Genomic DNA, 14,169 nt, shown 5'->3' on the forward strand with positions numbered 1-14,169 from the left:
ATCATTGATGTGATGCTGGTCACACATCAAATGAAAGTTCCCTTAAAAAGAGTGGGCTAATGATAGCGATAACATGAAACCAGCCTCCCTGTTCTGTCAGAGTTTGGTAAGAGTGTTGATGGGGAATTATCTGATGCTGTGTGCTTACGACGTCAGTAGATTGATTGCTGCATGAAAAACTCAATCAAGGGGAGAGCTGGTTGAGGAGAACGGTGGCGCCCAATGTGTCATTGCGGGATTTGTGTCTTGGCAAACCGTTAAGCCAAATTTGCTATCCTATCCTGGGAGCCAGAGCATTTCAGATTGGCAAAACTGCTCCCCATGGTTTTGGGAGATGCTGTACAGCATCGGACTGAAAAGTGGGAACCGGTTTTCTGCACGATGCTATGGAGGCGGATTGTCTGAAGAAACGGCTGTCAAGCCGGGGAGGATAAGCCATGAACCACGACCATTATTCCGATGACTATCTCTGCACGATTTTGGCGCGCACCCACACGGTCGCGCTGGTTGGAGCGTCCGCACGCGATGACCGGCCAAGCCATTGGGTGCTCGGTTTTCTGCTCGGCAAGGGCTATCAGGTCTTTCCCGTCAATCCGGCACTTGCTGGCACGACAATCCTTGGTCGCCCTGTGCATGCACGCCTTGCCGATATAGGGGTGCCGATCGATCTCATCGATGTGTTTCGCCGCTCGGAAGCCCTCAGTGAGGTGGTGGATGAAGCCCTGGCATTGGAGAGACGACCAAAGGCGATTTGGGGTCAATTGGGTGTCCGCGACGATGAAGCTGCGGCAAAAGCCGAGGCGGCAGGTATCGATGTCGTGATGAACCGAGCGCTGGTCGCAGAATATCCACTGGTCTACCAGGCCAGTCATATTGCCCATCGTTCCCCCACCGCCGCTTGATAGCGGCCCCGGCGATAATCGTGCTGCATGGCGCGGTTATCGCCGTCTTGTGGGCTTATCCATGGCCCAGGCGCTCTCTCAGAGGGAGTAATGCGGGACGAAGCGGATAAAGCCGTCCTGCAGGTTGTCCACCGGCTTGCAGTTCAGCACCGGGCAGGCAGGGTTATCGCGTGTCGGTACCGTGGCGCGTTCGGCATACTCGCCTGGCGAACAGGAATTGGTGTTGCGAACGTAGCGATCGTAAAGCGCCATGCCCGGCACCCGCTTTGAGGGATAGCGCAGAACGGCAGCCCCCTGGTCTCGCAGGATTTGCCGGACATTTTCGCAGGCAAGCGTGGTCGAATTGTAGCGCTCGATCGCCAGGGCACTGCTGCCCCACAAGGAAATGGCAACGCAAAAACCTAGCCGTATCATCGGGTTCATTGAAACATCTCCATAAAAATCATAGGCCAATGCCTATAGCATGTCCTTTTCCCCAGCCCTGCGCACACTTTCGGGCGACATGCTGTATATCACTTCTTAACTGGGGCGGTTGCGCCTACGATCAAGACAGGGTGCAATTCCAAAGGATCACAGCAGCGTGCTTGGGAGAATGACATGCAGCATGATGTTTATGAGAGCGCTTATCTCAAGACCATTCTGGAAACGGTCAAGACCATTGCCCTGACCGGAGCCTCGCCCAATCCGGCGCGGCCAAGCCATGGGGTCATGCATTTTCTGCTGAACCAAGGCTACCGCGTTATTCCGGTCAATCCGGGGCAGGTGGGAAAGGACATTCTGGGGCAGACTGTCTTTGCTTCGCTTGGGGACATTCCCGAGCCTGTCGACATGATCGATGTATTCCGCGCTTCCGAATATCTGCCCGCAGTGGTGGATGAGGCCTTGGGGCTCACACATTTGCCGAAGGTGATCTGGGCTCAGCTTGGCGTGCGCGACGACCAGGCCGCCGCCCGCGCCGAGGCAGCCGGGGTCAAGGTGGTGATGAACCGTTGCCCGGCCATCGAATATCCCAGAATTTTTCAAGGGACACTGGGGCCGGACAGGCATTAGGCTGATCGGATAAGAAATCTATAGGCATCAAACGATTGTGCAATTGCCCAAAAAAGCCAGGACTTTCAAACAGGGCATGAGGTAGCGTTTCATCGGCATCGGTGTAATGCTCTGCCGCACTATTTCAGGGAGGATAACCATGGCAAACAACAATCCGGGCTTTGCGACGCTGGCCGTGCACGCCGGTGCTCAGCCGGACCCGACGACCGGCGCACGTACGACGCCGATCTACCAGACCACCGCTTATGTGTTCGAAAACACCGATCATGCTGCCGCCTTGTTCGGCCTCAAGCAATTCGGCAATATCTATACAAGGATCATGAACCCGACCCAGGGCGTGCTGGAAGAGCGAGTCGCTGCTTTGGAAGGTGGCACGGCGGCATTGGCGGTGGCGTCGGGGCACGCCGCGCAGATGCTGGTCTTTCATACCCTGATGCAGCCGGGAGATAATTTCGTCGCCGCCAAAAAGCTCTATGGTGGATCGATCAACCAGTTCGGCCACGCCTTTCAGAATTTCGGCTGGCAGGTGCGCTGGGCCGATACGGACAATCCGGTCAGCTTTGAGGCGCAAATCGATGAGCGAACCAAGGCGATCTTCATCGAAAGCCTTGCCAATCCCGGTGGGACATTCGTCGATATTGCCGCCATTGCCGATGTTGCGCGTCGCCATGGCCTACCGCTAATCGTCGATAATACCATGGCCAGCCCTTATCTGGTTCGGCCTCTGGAATACGGTGCCGATATCGTCGTGCATTCCGCCACCAAATTTCTCGGTGGCCATGGCAATTCCATGGGCGGGGTGATCGTTGATGGCGGCACGTTCGACTGGTCGCAATCGGACAAGTTTCCGAGCTTGTCACAGCCGCGCGGCGAATATGGCGATGTGGTTCTGCATGAGGCCTTCGGCAATATGGCGTTTGCCATTGCCTGCCGGGTGCTCGGCCTACGCGACCTCGGACCAGCGATCGCGCCGATGAATGCCTTCCTCATTCTGACCGGCATCGAAACCCTGCCGCTGCGCATGCAGCGCCACTGCGACAACGCCCTGAAAGTCGCCCACTGGCTAAAGGCCCATGCCAAAGTCTCCTGGGTGCATTATGCGGGCCTGCCGGATGATCCGAACCATGCGCTGCAACAGCGCTACGCGCCGAAAGGGGCTGGCGCCGTTTTCACCTTCGGGCTGAAGGGTGGCTATGAGGCGGGCAAGGCGCTGGTGGAGGGATTGCAGCTGTTTTCCCACCTTGCCAATATCGGCGATACCCGCTCGCTGGTCATTCATCCCGCCTCGACCACCCATGCCCAATTGACCCCGGAGCAGCAGGTGGCGGCCGGTGCCGGGCCGGAGGTCGTGCGTCTGTCCATCGGGATCGAGGACCCCGATGATATTATTGCGGATCTTCAACAGGCCTTGTCGAAGCTTTGACGAGGCTTGCCGACGATGGTTGCTTTCAGAGCATTTCAGCGTTTCCATGGAAACGCTGAAATGCTCTATATCCCGCTTGGCCTCTTAGCTCTGAGAGTAATCCTTGTCAGTTCTGATGGTACGCCGAGCCTGAGCGCAAAGCCGGGCCAGAGTGCCGTGCCATTGTTGACATAGAGTGTCATGCCACCGATGACATAACGGCCCGAAACAAAGCCGTTATTGGCGCGGGCGACCATGCGGTCAAGGCCGAGAACCATGCCACCATGCGTATGACCCGACAGTTGAAGGGCAACCCCTGATGCGGCGGCCTTGGCTGCCGACATCGGCTGATGGTCGAGGAGAATGATCGGCGCATCTGACGGCACTCCCTGGAGTGCTGCTGAAAGGTCTGGTGCCGGTGCTCCGTGCGTGGCGGCGGAGCGATCCGTCACACCTGCCAAGGCGATTTTGGCGTCGCCTCTTGTCAGCACAGCATGAGCGTTCGGCAGCATCGTCATGTTCAATGTGGCGAGATGGGCCATCCAGTCCTGGTAACTGAAGAAATATTCGTGATTGCCGGGAATGGCATAAACCCCGTCGCGCGCCCGTAAGTTTGCAAGCGGTGCGACATCATCACGCCTGCTGGCAAGGTCTCCGTCGATAAAGTCTCCCGTGATGACGGTCAGGTCGGCATCGAGCCCGTTGGTTTTCGCTACGACCTCCTCTGCCCAGCGGGCAGGGAACAGCCGGCTGATGTGCAGGTCGGTCAGTTGAACGAGGCGGTAGCCGTCAAACGCCGGTGGTAGTCCTGCAATTGGAATTTCGATGTCCTTTAATGGCGGCACCCGGATTGCCTGGCTGACCGCGTATGCGGAAAGGCACAGCGCCACGCCTCCAAGGGCATAGCGCAGACTGGCCGGAATCGACGGGAAATTGCCCTTGAATAGCATGATCACAAGGGAAATAACATCCAGCGCGATCTGGAACACGGCGAGCAGGACGATTGCGCCAAACAGGAGATTGAACGCGATAATCAGCGGGCGCGGGAACTCGGGCGAAAACACCGAACCGGACGAAAGGCGGCTGAAGAAATGATATTGCGAGGCGATCAACAGAAGAACCGCCAGCGCCACCTTCGCCGACCAGATCCAGGGCAAGGGCTGGATGAAGCGGATGACAACGATCAGCCAGGGAAGTCCAAAAATGAGATGAAACATCAATTCTATTCTTTCGGGGTGTAGACGGGCAAGGCGACCTGTTCCGTGCTGTTATTTCCGGCTTCTTCACTGTCACGATCGGAGGTCGCAGCAGGTAGCGACTTGATTTGGTCAAGGCCTTGAATGTTGGTCGCACCCGTGCGTTGGACAAGAGGTCATCGGCTACAACGGCGCAAACGCCGATCTGGATCAGTGATGCTGCTGCATGATTCTTTAAACGCGTTACGGCTACAAAAGAAAATCATGCAGCTTGCTGCCGTACAGATGTGGAAGTCGCTGCCTTGGTGGAGACATTTGGCGCAGCCAAGTCTATTCTCCAATCAAATCAGCATTGCCGACAATTGATGGCATTGATGAACCCCATTTAATGGATGTGCGAGACAGAGATCATGATCACATCGCTTCGTTTTGATTTATCTGCCGTTCAGCCGGAAGAGGGCGCTCCGGCGCCGGACCGGCTGGTCGCCGGAGATCCGCGCTTCCTGACCTGGAGTATCGATGAGCCCGGTCAAGGGCTCTACGCCGGGGTCTGGCAATCCACACCCGGCACGTGGCGAATCGTCTACGACGAATGGGAATATTTTTCCGTTTTGGAAGGCTATTCGATCGTCACGGAAGACGGTGGTGAGCCGATGCATCTGCGCAAGGGTGACAGGATGATTCTGCGGCCCGGCTTCACAGGCCTTTGGGAAGTGGTGGAAACCACGACGAAGGATTACGTCGTTCGGTTTTGAGGCCGCTGCCTTTACCAAGCATTGGCCTTACCAGACGAGATCCAGTTTTTCCAACCCGTGGAAATGATAGAGATCCTTGACCTTTGGGGTGCCTGCCAGCGCCAGACCAGGCAGGCGCTGGAACAGCAGCGGCAGCACTAGCGACAGTTCCAGCCGGGCGAGTGGCGCACCGATGCAGAAATGAATGCCGGCGCCGAAAGAAAGATTGGCACCGTCACTGCGCTGCGGCTTGAAGGTCAGTGGATCTGGAAGCTTGCGCGGGTCGAGATTGGCCGCGGCCAGGATCAGGCCGATCTTATCGCCTCGGCTGAAGGAGACACCATCAATCTCGCAGGGCTCCAGGCAATAGCGCTGGAAAATATGCACCGGCGCGCAGATCCGCAGACATTCCTCGACCGTCCGCTCGGTGGCGGCTGTATTGCCAAACAACCCTGTTGGGTCCAGTCCGCTTTCGAGAATGATCCGCACCGCATTGCCAATCTGGTGGACGGTTGCCTCATGTCCGGCATTGAGCAGCACCACGGTCGTCGAGATCAGCTCGTCATCAGTGAGATATTGGCCCTTATGCTCGGTATGGATCATGTGGCTGAGCAGGTCGTCACGCGGCTCACTGCGGCGCTCGGCAATGACGCCGCGCAGATAATCGGAAAACTCCCGGGCAGCGCGCTCTGCGGCGTCCTCATGGGCGCGGGTGCGGTTGAACACATACATGCCGACATAATCATGGCTCCAGGCCAGCAATTGCGGGCCCATCTCGTCGGGAATGCCGATCATCCGGGCAATCATCGTCACCGGAATGATTTCGGCGAAGGAAGACAGCAATTCCGTTTTGCCTTGCGCTTCGAAATCATCAATCAACCTGTTGGCGAGCGCGAGAATATCCGGCGTCATTTTCTCGACATGGCGGGACACGAACGCACGGTTAACCAGCGTCCGCAGTCGCGTATGCTCCGGCGGCTCCAGTTCCAGCAGCGACCAGGCCTCGGCAGCATCGAAGGCTCTCGTGTGGGCGGCAGGCTCCGGCCAGCCGAGTTCTTCACGGCTGGCGATGTGCAGGATCTGCCTGCCGAATCGCTTGTCGCGCAGCAAACCATTGACCAGATCGTAACCGGTGAAAAACCATTGCTGCTGCTCACGCCAGAAAAATGTCGGCGCCTGCGCATGTAGCATGGCATAGACCGCATTCGGGGCTTCGAAAAAACCGGGATGACCAGTGTCGAGACTGACCGACCTCTGGACGGAATCGACTGAGAAAAACGAGGAATGCGGCATGATCGGTTCGCAGATGCTTTCTTGACGAGGCTGAAAGAGCCTCCTCACTCGAGATGTTGCTGTGTGGAACGCTGGCTGAGACGGCGCAGGGCTGCGACCTGGCGGTCGGCCTCATTGTCGATTGCCGCCGGTGTGCCGCGTTCCTCGTTGGGCGTCAGGCAAAAAACGCTTTCACCGCGCGCCACGGCGGTTCTGTTTCGGCCATCTGCCTTGGCTGTATAGAGGCCGTGATCGGCTTGGCGCATGGCTGTATCGAAGTCAAAGGCCTCGACGGAGGCCGCAGACAGGCCAATGCTGGTGGTCAGCCTGACAACGCCCTGTTCTGTGGTGATCGGGGTTGACGCGATCATGTAGCGGACCCGCTCTGCAACGCCGGCGGCTTGGCGAAGGTCCTCAACAGGCATGACGGCACAGAATTCCTCGCCGCCGGAGCGGGCGAAAATCGCGCCATTGCCAAGTGCGTTGCCCGTCATCTGTGCAAAGCTGGACAAGACCGCATCGCCTGCCTGATGTCCGAATGTATCATTGATATGTTTGAAGTAATCGAGATCGAACACCAGAAGTGCCAGGAGCCGGTCTTTGGCGACCGTGTGTTTCAGCTCGCCTACGGTTTCGATCAGACCACGCCGGTTCAATATACCTGTGAGGGGATCGGTGCGCGACAATTGCTTAAGTTCCCGTTCGTTCTTGTCCATGACGATTCGGGCCAGAAGCACCATGGCCGATACCAGGCAGACGATAACAAATAGGCCAATGTAGTCGCTGAGAGCAACCTCGTGCTGGCCTTCCGGCATGCCGATCAGGCTGGCGGAACCGATCACCGCACATGACAGCGCTTGCAGCGTCCACAAGGCGGCAAGCATCCGACGATATTTCCGTGCCGTGATGCGCGATGTCATGGCTGTTAGCGCGAGCATCACGAAACAGAGCGCATTGGCGAACTGGTGGGTCGCCAGACGATAGGCGTAGGTCTCACGTATGACCGGATGGATCAGGACGAGGCCCCAGAGCAGCAGCGGTGCAGCGATCCACCAGCCGGGCTTGCGCCCGTCAAACAGCCGCAGCGCCCAGATCCAGAAACAGAAGCCGCACAGCACGATGGCGTTGCCGCCGTAAATTGCCAGCGGCAGCGGCAGGTCGTTGCGAAGCGCGATCAGTATTGCGCCGATGCCGTGACAGGCAAACCCAATGGCCATGTAACCGTAATAGCGATGCCGTGGCGCACGCAGCCATATGGTGATCAGCAGGACCGCCAGCGTGATCGCCTGGGTCCCCCACATCAAAAAAGCTGTCTTGATGTCGAGCAAGGCGGTCGGCCCTCATTACTCTCTGGTTTTATGCTTCCGAACGAAAGCCGGGATGAGTTCGCGGCGATCATAATCGATTTTTTCTTTTGGTTGCAAATTCCGATTGGACCTATCACGCCCTATTCACCATGTTGTCGATTTTCTGTGTATGGCTTGGCTGGGCAAGCCGCCGCCCACGGGCCGCTTTCGGTAAAACAGCGAGAATGCGAGAACCAATCCATGCAAGCGATTAAGGATATCGCATGCTCGCGTCTTGAAGTGTTGGGGGCGAACACTCTATGTAGGGATTGACAGCATTTGAATTGATTCCCTCAGCCCGGATCGGCATCGGGCCTGACAGGCTTCGGGAATGGGTTGAAAAGGACGGACATGAGAAATCCAGTTGATACCGCCATGGCTCTGGTGCCTATGGTTGTGGAGCAGACCAATCGCGGCGAACGGTCCTACGACATCTACTCGCGTCTGTTGAAGGAGCGCATCATTTTCCTGACCGGACCGGTCGAGGATCACATGGCGTCGCTTGTCTGCGCCCAGCTGCTGTTTCTGGAAGCGGAAAATCCGAAGAAGGAAATCGCGATCTACATCAATTCTCCCGGCGGCGTCGTGACTGCCGGCATGGCGATCTACGATACGATGCAGTTTATCCGTCCGGCCGTCTCGACGCTGTGCGTCGGCCAGGCCGCCTCGATGGGATCGCTGCTGCTGGCTGCAGGCGAAAAGGGCATGCGCTTTGCGACCCCCAACGCCCGCATCATGGTGCATCAGCCGTCCGGCGGTTTCCAGGGTCAGGCCTCCGACATCGAGCGTCATGCCCGCGACATCATCAAGATGAAGCGTCGCTTGAACGAGGTTTATGTCAAGCACACTGGCCGCACGCTGGAAGAAGTCGAGCATACGCTCGACCGCGACCACTTCATGGAATCCACGGAAGCCAAGGACTGGGGTCTGATCGACAAGATCCTGACGACGCGTTCCGAAATCGAAGGGGTAACGCCTTCTTGATGTCTTTTGGCGGCGGGCTTTCGATGGAAACGCAAGGCCGGATCCATCCAGGGGGTTTAAACTGCCGCCGAAAGCGCTAATAGTTATTAAGGCTATGTTGAGCTTTTATGACATAGCCTGAATATTCTCAGAGGTTCTCGTTGCCGTCAGCTCATGAATGTGACTTTTGAGAGCTGAATAGTACCTCTGAACCGAATGTCGCCCGGATGGCCGGGCGTGCGGTATCGGGCGACATGACTAGACCGCGAGCCGGTAAATGGCGGTGCGGCGTGCTGGAAGGAAAAAGTTATGAGCAAGGTCAGCGGAAGCAACGGCGGTGACTCGAAGAATACCCTGTATTGTTCGTTCTGCGGCAAGAGCCAGCACGAGGTCCGGAAACTGATTGCCGGCCCGACGGTTTTCATCTGCGATGAATGCGTCGAACTCTGCATGGATATCATCCGCGAGGAAAACAAGAGTTCGATGGTCAAGTCGCGCGATGGCGTGCCGACACCGCAGGACATCATCAAGATCCTCGACGAATATGTGATCGGCCAGAGACAGGCCAAGAAGATCCTGTCCGTCGCGGTCCACAATCATTACAAGCGCCTGTCGCATGCCTCAAAGGGCGGCGATGTGGAACTGGCGAAGTCAAACATCCTGCTGGTCGGGCCAACGGGTTGCGGCAAGACCTATCTTGCCCAGACGCTGGCGCGCATCATCGATGTGCCCTTTACCATGGCGGATGCGACAACGCTAACGGAAGCCGGCTATGTCGGTGAAGACGTTGAAAACATCATCCTGAAGCTGCTGCAATCGGCCGATTACAATGTCGAGCGCGCCCAGCGCGGCATCGTCTATATCGACGAAGTCGACAAGATCAGCCGGAAGTCCGACAACCCGTCGATTACCCGCGACGTGTCTGGCGAAGGCGTGCAGCAGGCGCTTCTGAAGATCATGGAAGGCACTGTCGCTTCGGTTCCTCCTCAGGGCGGTCGCAAGCATCCGCAGCAGGAATTCCTGCAGGTGGATACCACCAATATCCTGTTCATCTGCGGTGGCGCTTTTGCCGGTCTCGACAAGATCATCTCTGCTCGTGGCGAAAAGACCTCGATCGGCTTCGGCGCGACGGTTGTGTCGCCGGAAGATCGCCGCGTCGGCGAAGTGCTGCGCGAACTGGAGCCGGAAGATCTGGTGAAGTTCGGCCTGATCCCGGAATTCATCGGTCGTCTGCCGGTTCTGGCAACGCTTGAAGACCTGGACGAAGACGCGCTGATCCAGATCCTGTCCGAGCCTAAGAATGCACTGGTCAAGCAGTATCAGCGCCTGTTCGAAATGGAGGACGTCGAATTGTCCTTCCACGAGGACGCGCTGCGCGAAATCGCTCGTAAGGCGATTACCCGCAAGACCGGCGCTCGTGGCCTGCGCTCGATCATGGAAAAGATCCTGCTCGACACGATGTTCGAACTGCCTGAACTTGAAGGCGTGCGCGAAGTGGTGATTTCCGATGAAGTGGTGCGCGGTGCCGCCCGTCCGCTCTACATCTATGCGGATCGCCAGGAAGAAAAGGCTAACGCTTCGGCGTGAACCTCCGCAAATCTCTGAACAGCTTTGAAGCCCGCCACCGTGCGGGCTTCGGCGTTTCTACGGGCTGGGGCCGTATCGGTGCTTGGATCTATGTTTCTCGTCGTTTGTCTTTTCGGGAAAACAGGACCCCACTTTTCCCTGCCAAACTCTAAGTCGTTTGCAGGGCGTTTTTGAATAGTTTATGACTATGACAAGGTGCTTCGCGCGATGTGACAGATTCGGTCGAAGGCAGGTTTGCCCCAGGCGAGTGTTTGATCTCTTCGAATGCTGGAATGCCTGGCGCGCGCATCAGGGTAGGGTGGCTTCGGTCGCCGTGGTTGGGCCGCGCCGGTGCGTTTTGTTGTTGCTTGCTGTCGCGTCAATCAACCATTTGTAGTGTGTTTCAGCATGATGGGCTCGACCCGGATAGGTCTGAGCCAGAATCATGCAGCAGGCCTCAAGCTGTTGCGCCACGGTGGTGGCACAGGGCACAAAGGCTTGAATTTTAGCTCTTGGGTCTCCACTTTAACCGGTGAGACAGGACCATGTCCCCCGCGGCTTTTGAGCGCGGATTTGGGTCCCGGCAACGGGACGATGAAAGGAACTGGAATGACTAAAGTGACCTCTGTCACCGGCGAAACCAATACCTATCCGGTATTGCCGCTGCGTGACATCGTGGTGTTCCCGCACATGATCGTGCCGCTCTTTGTAGGGCGCGAGAAGTCTATTCGTGCCCTCGAAGAAGTCATGGGCTCTGACAAGCAGATCATGCTGGCCACCCAGATCAATGCAAGTGATGACGATCCATCGGCAGATGCCATCTATGAGGTTGGCACTGTCGCCAATGTCTTGCAGCTTTTGAAATTGCCTGACGGCACCGTCAAGGTGCTGATCGAAGGCAAGGCGCGCGCCCGGATTTCTAGCTACACCGGACGTGAGGACTTCTACGAGGCCCATGCCGATCTGTTGCCCGAACCCGCCGAAGATCCGGTCGAAGTCGAGGCTCTGAGCCGGTCGGTGGTGTCGGAGTTTGAAAATTACGTCAAGCTCAACAAGAAGATCTCGCCGGAAGTGGTGGGGGCTGCCAGTCAGATCGAAGACTATTCGAAATTGGCTGATACGGTTGCCTCGCATCTGTCGATCAAGATCACCGAAAAGCAGGAAATGCTGGAAACGGTGAGCATCAAGACACGGCTTGAAAAGGCGCTTGGCTTCATGGAGGGCGAAATTTCCGTTCTCCAGGTGGAGAAGCGTATTCGCTCGCGCGTTAAGCGCCAGATGGAAAAGACCCAGCGCGAATATTACCTGAACGAGCAGATGAAGGCGATCCAGAAGGAACTCGGCGATGGCGAGGAAGGCCGCGACGAGATGGCCGAACTGGAAGAGCGCATCGCCAAGACCAAGCTATCCAAGGAAGCCAAGGACAAGGCCGATGCGGAGCTGAAAAAGCTCAAGCATATGAGCCCGATGTCTGCGGAAGCCACCGTGGTGCGCAACTATCTCGACTGGCTGCTCGGCCTACCCTGGAACAAGAAGTCCAAGGTGAGGATCGACCTCAACGCGGCTGAAAAAATCCTCGATGAGGATCATTTCGGCCTCGACAAGGTCAAGGAACGGATCGTTGAATATCTGGCTGTGCAGGCCCGTGCCACCAAGCTGAAAGGCCCAATCCTGTGCCTCGTCGGTCCTCCGGGTGTCGGCAAGACCTCGCTCGCCCGCTCGATTGCCAAGGCCACAGGACGTGAATATGTCCGCATGGCGCTGGGCGGCGTGCGTGATGAGGCTGAGATCCGTGGTCACCGCCGGACCTACATTGGCTCCATGCCCGGCAAAGTCGTGCAGTCGATGAAAAAGGCCAAGCGGTCCAACCCGCTGTTCCTGCTCGACGAAATCGACAAGATGGGCCAGGATTTCCGTGGTGATCCCTCATCGGCGCTGCTCGAGGTGCTGGATCCGGAACAGAACGCAACCTTCATGGACCATTACCTGGAGGTCGAATACGATCTGTCCAACGTGATGTTCATCACGACCGCGAATACGCTGAACATTCCCGGCCCGCTGATGGACCGCATGGAGATCATCCGGATTGCCGGTTACACCGAGGATGAAAAGCTCCAGATTGCCAAGCGGCATCTTCTGCCAAAGGCGATCAAGGACCATGCGCTTCGCCCGGAAGAGTTCTCGCTGTCGGATGATGCGATTGTCTCGATCATCCAGCAATATACCCGCGAGGCAGGCGTGCGTAGCCTCGAGCGTGAATTGATGAAGGTCGCCCGCAAGGCTGTGACCGAAATCATCAAGGGTAAGTCGACCTCTGTGACCGTCACGGCAGCCAGCATCAACGATTATCTCGGCGTGCCGCGCTATCGTCATGGCGAAGCCGAGGGCGAAGATCAGGTCGGCATCGTCACCGGTCTTGCCTGGACCGAAGTCGGCGGCGAACTGTTGACCATCGAAGGCGTAATGATGCCGGGTAAGGGCCGCATGACGGTCACCGGCAATCTGAAGGAAGTGATGAAGGAATCGATTTCGGCGGCGGCATCCTATGTCCGCTCGCGGGCCGTCGATTTCGGCATCGAACCACCGCGCTTCGACAAGTCGGACATTCACGTCCACGTGCCGGAAGGTGCGACGCCTAAGGACGGCCCCTCGGCTGGCGTGGCAATGGCAACCGCAATCGTCTCGATCATGACGGGCATTCCGGTCAACAAGGATGTGGCGATGACGGGTGAAATCACCCTGCGCGGTCGCGTCTTGCCGATTGGTGGCTTGAAGGAAAAGCTGCTGGCAGCCCTTCGCGGCGGCATCAAGAAGGTTCTGATCCCGGAAGAAAACGCTAAGGACCTGGCGGATATTCCAGATAACGTGAAGAACAATCTTGAGATCGTTCCGGTCGCCCGGATGGGTGAGGTGATTGCTCATGCGCTGGTGCGCATACCGGAGCCGATCGAGTGGGATGGCACGGTGGAAACGCCTGCCGTTGGCACTGTCGAAGGTGTCGACGATTCAGGCGCAACCGTGGCGCACTGAGCCGTCTTTGCCACGATCCTGCCCAATTGGCGGAAAAACTTCGAAAAGGCTGGCCTTCGGGCCAGCCTTTTTTGTGCAAACATCACCAGAAGCCTTGTTTTTCAGGCGATTGCGGTGCTTTTGGCTTGCGACGGGCATGGGCATGAGTATTGTCCGCCCGACTTGGAATTTTTGAGTCATGCCGGAGGCCATCGAAAATGGCGGTCGGTATTCCTTTGTGATCCTCTCGGGCGCCTGGCGCTTTGCGGTGGTCGCGGTTCCTCGATGCGGGGATGCGTTAGCATCTTCGCCGCTTTGATATTCATGTCATACAGAAAGGGTGGAAACATGAACAAGTCCGAACTCGTAAACGCAGTTGCCGATAAGGCCGGTCTCAGCAAGGCCGACGCAGCTTCCGCCGTGGACGCCGTCTTCGACACCGTCCAGGCGGAATTGAAGAATGGTGGCGACATTCGCCTCGCCGGTTTTGGCGCCTTCACGGTTTCCCATCGCGAAGCCTCGAAGGGCCGCAATCCTTCGACTGGCGCGGAAGTTGATATTCCGGCCCGTAACGTTCCGAAGTTCACGGCCGGCAAGGGCCTGAAGGATGCTGTTAACAGCTGATCCTGCTTGCGGAAAACCTACCAGTTCTACCGAAAACCCGGCTCTCACGCCGGGTTTTTTGTCTTTTTGCAGGAAGGAGGCATCTCGTTGCCGTTTCACTGATCC

General features: G+C 57.3%; 13 protein-coding genes. 9 read left to right on the forward strand and 4 right to left on the reverse strand.

Annotation, left to right across the window (positions count from 1 at the left end; all coding sequences use genetic code 11):
* Nucleotides 1-437 precede the first annotated feature (437 nt).
* A complete protein-coding gene (locus tag ASB66_RS11365) occupies nucleotides 438-902 on the forward strand; it encodes a CoA-binding protein (RefSeq protein WP_060715784.1) in 465 nt (154 codons plus the stop codon).
* A 78-nt stretch (nucleotides 903-980) separates the two neighbouring features.
* On the opposite strand, the gene ASB66_RS11370 is transcribed toward ASB66_RS11365, so the two are convergent.
* Nucleotides 981-1,325 (reverse strand): hypothetical protein, encoded by a 345-nt coding sequence (locus ASB66_RS11370; protein ID WP_322267438.1) that lies wholly within the window; start codon nucleotides 1,323-1,325, stop codon nucleotides 981-983.
* A 174-nt stretch (nucleotides 1,326-1,499) separates the two neighbouring features.
* Between ASB66_RS11370 and ASB66_RS11375 the strand changes: the two genes are divergently transcribed.
* Together ASB66_RS11375 and ASB66_RS11380 are read left to right on the forward strand one after the other, a co-directional pair.
* On the forward strand, nucleotides 1,500-1,952 hold the full coding sequence (locus ASB66_RS11375; RefSeq protein WP_060715783.1) for a CoA-binding protein: 453 nt from the start codon (nucleotides 1,500-1,502) through the stop codon (nucleotides 1,950-1,952).
* A gap of 139 nt (nucleotides 1,953-2,091) precedes the next feature.
* Nucleotides 2,092-3,375, forward strand: a complete 1,284-nt coding sequence (locus ASB66_RS11380; RefSeq protein ID WP_060715782.1) for an O-acetylhomoserine aminocarboxypropyltransferase — start codon at nucleotides 2,092-2,094, stop codon at nucleotides 3,373-3,375.
* A gap of 65 nt (nucleotides 3,376-3,440) precedes the next feature.
* Here ASB66_RS11380 and ASB66_RS11385 read toward each other — a convergent pair whose 3' ends face one another.
* Nucleotides 3,441-4,571 (reverse strand): metallophosphoesterase, encoded by a 1,131-nt coding sequence (locus ASB66_RS11385; RefSeq protein ID WP_060715781.1) that lies wholly within the window; start codon nucleotides 4,569-4,571, stop codon nucleotides 3,441-3,443.
* A 195-nt stretch (nucleotides 4,572-4,766) separates the two neighbouring features.
* Here ASB66_RS11385 and ASB66_RS26225 point away from each other — a divergent pair, with 195 nt between their 5' ends.
* Both ASB66_RS26225 and ASB66_RS11390 read left to right on the forward strand, forming a co-directional pair.
* Nucleotides 4,767-4,916, forward strand: a complete 150-nt coding sequence (locus ASB66_RS26225) for a hypothetical protein (protein ID WP_156545048.1) — start codon at nucleotides 4,767-4,769, stop codon at nucleotides 4,914-4,916.
* 44 nt (nucleotides 4,917-4,960) lie between these two features.
* Entirely contained in the window at nucleotides 4,961-5,305 is a 345-nt protein-coding gene (locus ASB66_RS11390) for a cupin domain-containing protein (RefSeq protein WP_015915635.1), read from the forward strand.
* Nucleotides 5,306-5,332: 27 nt separating this feature from the next.
* Here ASB66_RS11390 and ASB66_RS11395 read toward each other — a convergent pair whose 3' ends face one another.
* Nucleotides 5,333-6,577, reverse strand: a complete 1,245-nt coding sequence (locus ASB66_RS11395; protein ID WP_060715780.1) for a cytochrome P450 — start codon at nucleotides 6,575-6,577, stop codon at nucleotides 5,333-5,335.
* 44 nt (nucleotides 6,578-6,621) lie between these two features.
* Entirely contained in the window at nucleotides 6,622-7,857 is a 1,236-nt protein-coding gene (locus ASB66_RS11400; protein ID WP_147274035.1) for a GGDEF domain-containing protein, read from the reverse strand.
* A gap of 396 nt (nucleotides 7,858-8,253) precedes the next feature.
* On the opposite strand from ASB66_RS11400, the gene clpP reads away from it, so the two are divergent.
* The 4 genes from clpP (at nucleotide 8,254) to hupB (ending at nucleotide 14,064) form a co-directional block, all read left to right on the forward strand.
* Nucleotides 8,254-8,886 (forward strand): ATP-dependent Clp endopeptidase proteolytic subunit ClpP, encoded by a 633-nt coding sequence (gene clpP, locus ASB66_RS11405; protein WP_015915638.1) that lies wholly within the window; start codon nucleotides 8,254-8,256, stop codon nucleotides 8,884-8,886.
* Between the two features lie 288 nt (nucleotides 8,887-9,174).
* The gene (clpX, locus tag ASB66_RS11410) at nucleotides 9,175-10,452 is read left to right on the forward strand and encodes an ATP-dependent Clp protease ATP-binding subunit ClpX (protein ID WP_015915639.1); all 1,278 of its coding nucleotides are present in this window, start codon (nucleotides 9,175-9,177) and stop codon (nucleotides 10,450-10,452) included.
* A gap of 588 nt (nucleotides 10,453-11,040) precedes the next feature.
* A complete protein-coding gene (gene lon, locus ASB66_RS11415; protein WP_060715778.1) occupies nucleotides 11,041-13,461 on the forward strand; it encodes an endopeptidase La in 2,421 nt (806 codons plus the stop codon).
* A gap of 303 nt (nucleotides 13,462-13,764) precedes the next feature.
* The gene (gene hupB / locus ASB66_RS11420; RefSeq protein ID WP_470207171.1) at nucleotides 13,765-14,064 is read left to right on the forward strand and encodes a DNA-binding protein HupB; all 300 of its coding nucleotides are present in this window, start codon (nucleotides 13,765-13,767) and stop codon (nucleotides 14,062-14,064) included.
* The last annotated feature ends 105 nt before the right edge of the window (nucleotides 14,065-14,169 follow it).

The sequence above is a fragment of the Gillisella vitis genome (assembly GCF_001541345.2).
Lineage (GTDB): Bacteria > Pseudomonadota > Alphaproteobacteria > Rhizobiales > Rhizobiaceae > Allorhizobium > Allorhizobium vitis.

Excerpts from the sequence above, each read along its gene's own strand:
- ASB66_RS11365 (WP_060715784.1), top strand. The coding sequence starts at position 438 with ATGAACCACGACCATTATTCCGATGACTATCTCTGCACGATTTTGGCG.
- ASB66_RS11370 (WP_322267438.1), bottom strand. The coding sequence starts at position 1,325 with ATGAACCCGATGATACGGCTAGGTTTTTGCGTTGCCATTTCCTTGTGG.
- ASB66_RS11375 (WP_060715783.1), top strand. The coding sequence starts at position 1,500 with ATGCAGCATGATGTTTATGAGAGCGCTTATCTCAAGACCATTCTGGAA.
- ASB66_RS11380 (WP_060715782.1), top strand. The coding sequence starts at position 2,092 with ATGGCAAACAACAATCCGGGCTTTGCGACGCTGGCCGTGCACGCCGGT.
- ASB66_RS11385 (WP_060715781.1), bottom strand. The coding sequence starts at position 4,571 with ATGTTTCATCTCATTTTTGGACTTCCCTGGCTGATCGTTGTCATCCGC.
- ASB66_RS26225 (WP_156545048.1), top strand. The coding sequence starts at position 4,767 with ATGCTGCTGCATGATTCTTTAAACGCGTTACGGCTACAAAAGAAAATC.
- ASB66_RS11390 (WP_015915635.1), top strand. The coding sequence starts at position 4,961 with ATGATCACATCGCTTCGTTTTGATTTATCTGCCGTTCAGCCGGAAGAG.
- ASB66_RS11395 (WP_060715780.1), bottom strand. The coding sequence starts at position 6,577 with ATGCCGCATTCCTCGTTTTTCTCAGTCGATTCCGTCCAGAGGTCGGTC.
- ASB66_RS11400 (WP_147274035.1), bottom strand. The coding sequence starts at position 7,857 with ATGTGGGGGACCCAGGCGATCACGCTGGCGGTCCTGCTGATCACCATA.
- clpP (WP_015915638.1), top strand. The coding sequence starts at position 8,254 with ATGAGAAATCCAGTTGATACCGCCATGGCTCTGGTGCCTATGGTTGTG.
- clpX (WP_015915639.1), top strand. The coding sequence starts at position 9,175 with ATGAGCAAGGTCAGCGGAAGCAACGGCGGTGACTCGAAGAATACCCTG.
- lon (WP_060715778.1), top strand. The coding sequence starts at position 11,041 with ATGACTAAAGTGACCTCTGTCACCGGCGAAACCAATACCTATCCGGTA.
- hupB (WP_470207171.1), top strand. The coding sequence starts at position 13,765 with ATGTCATACAGAAAGGGTGGAAACATGAACAAGTCCGAACTCGTAAAC.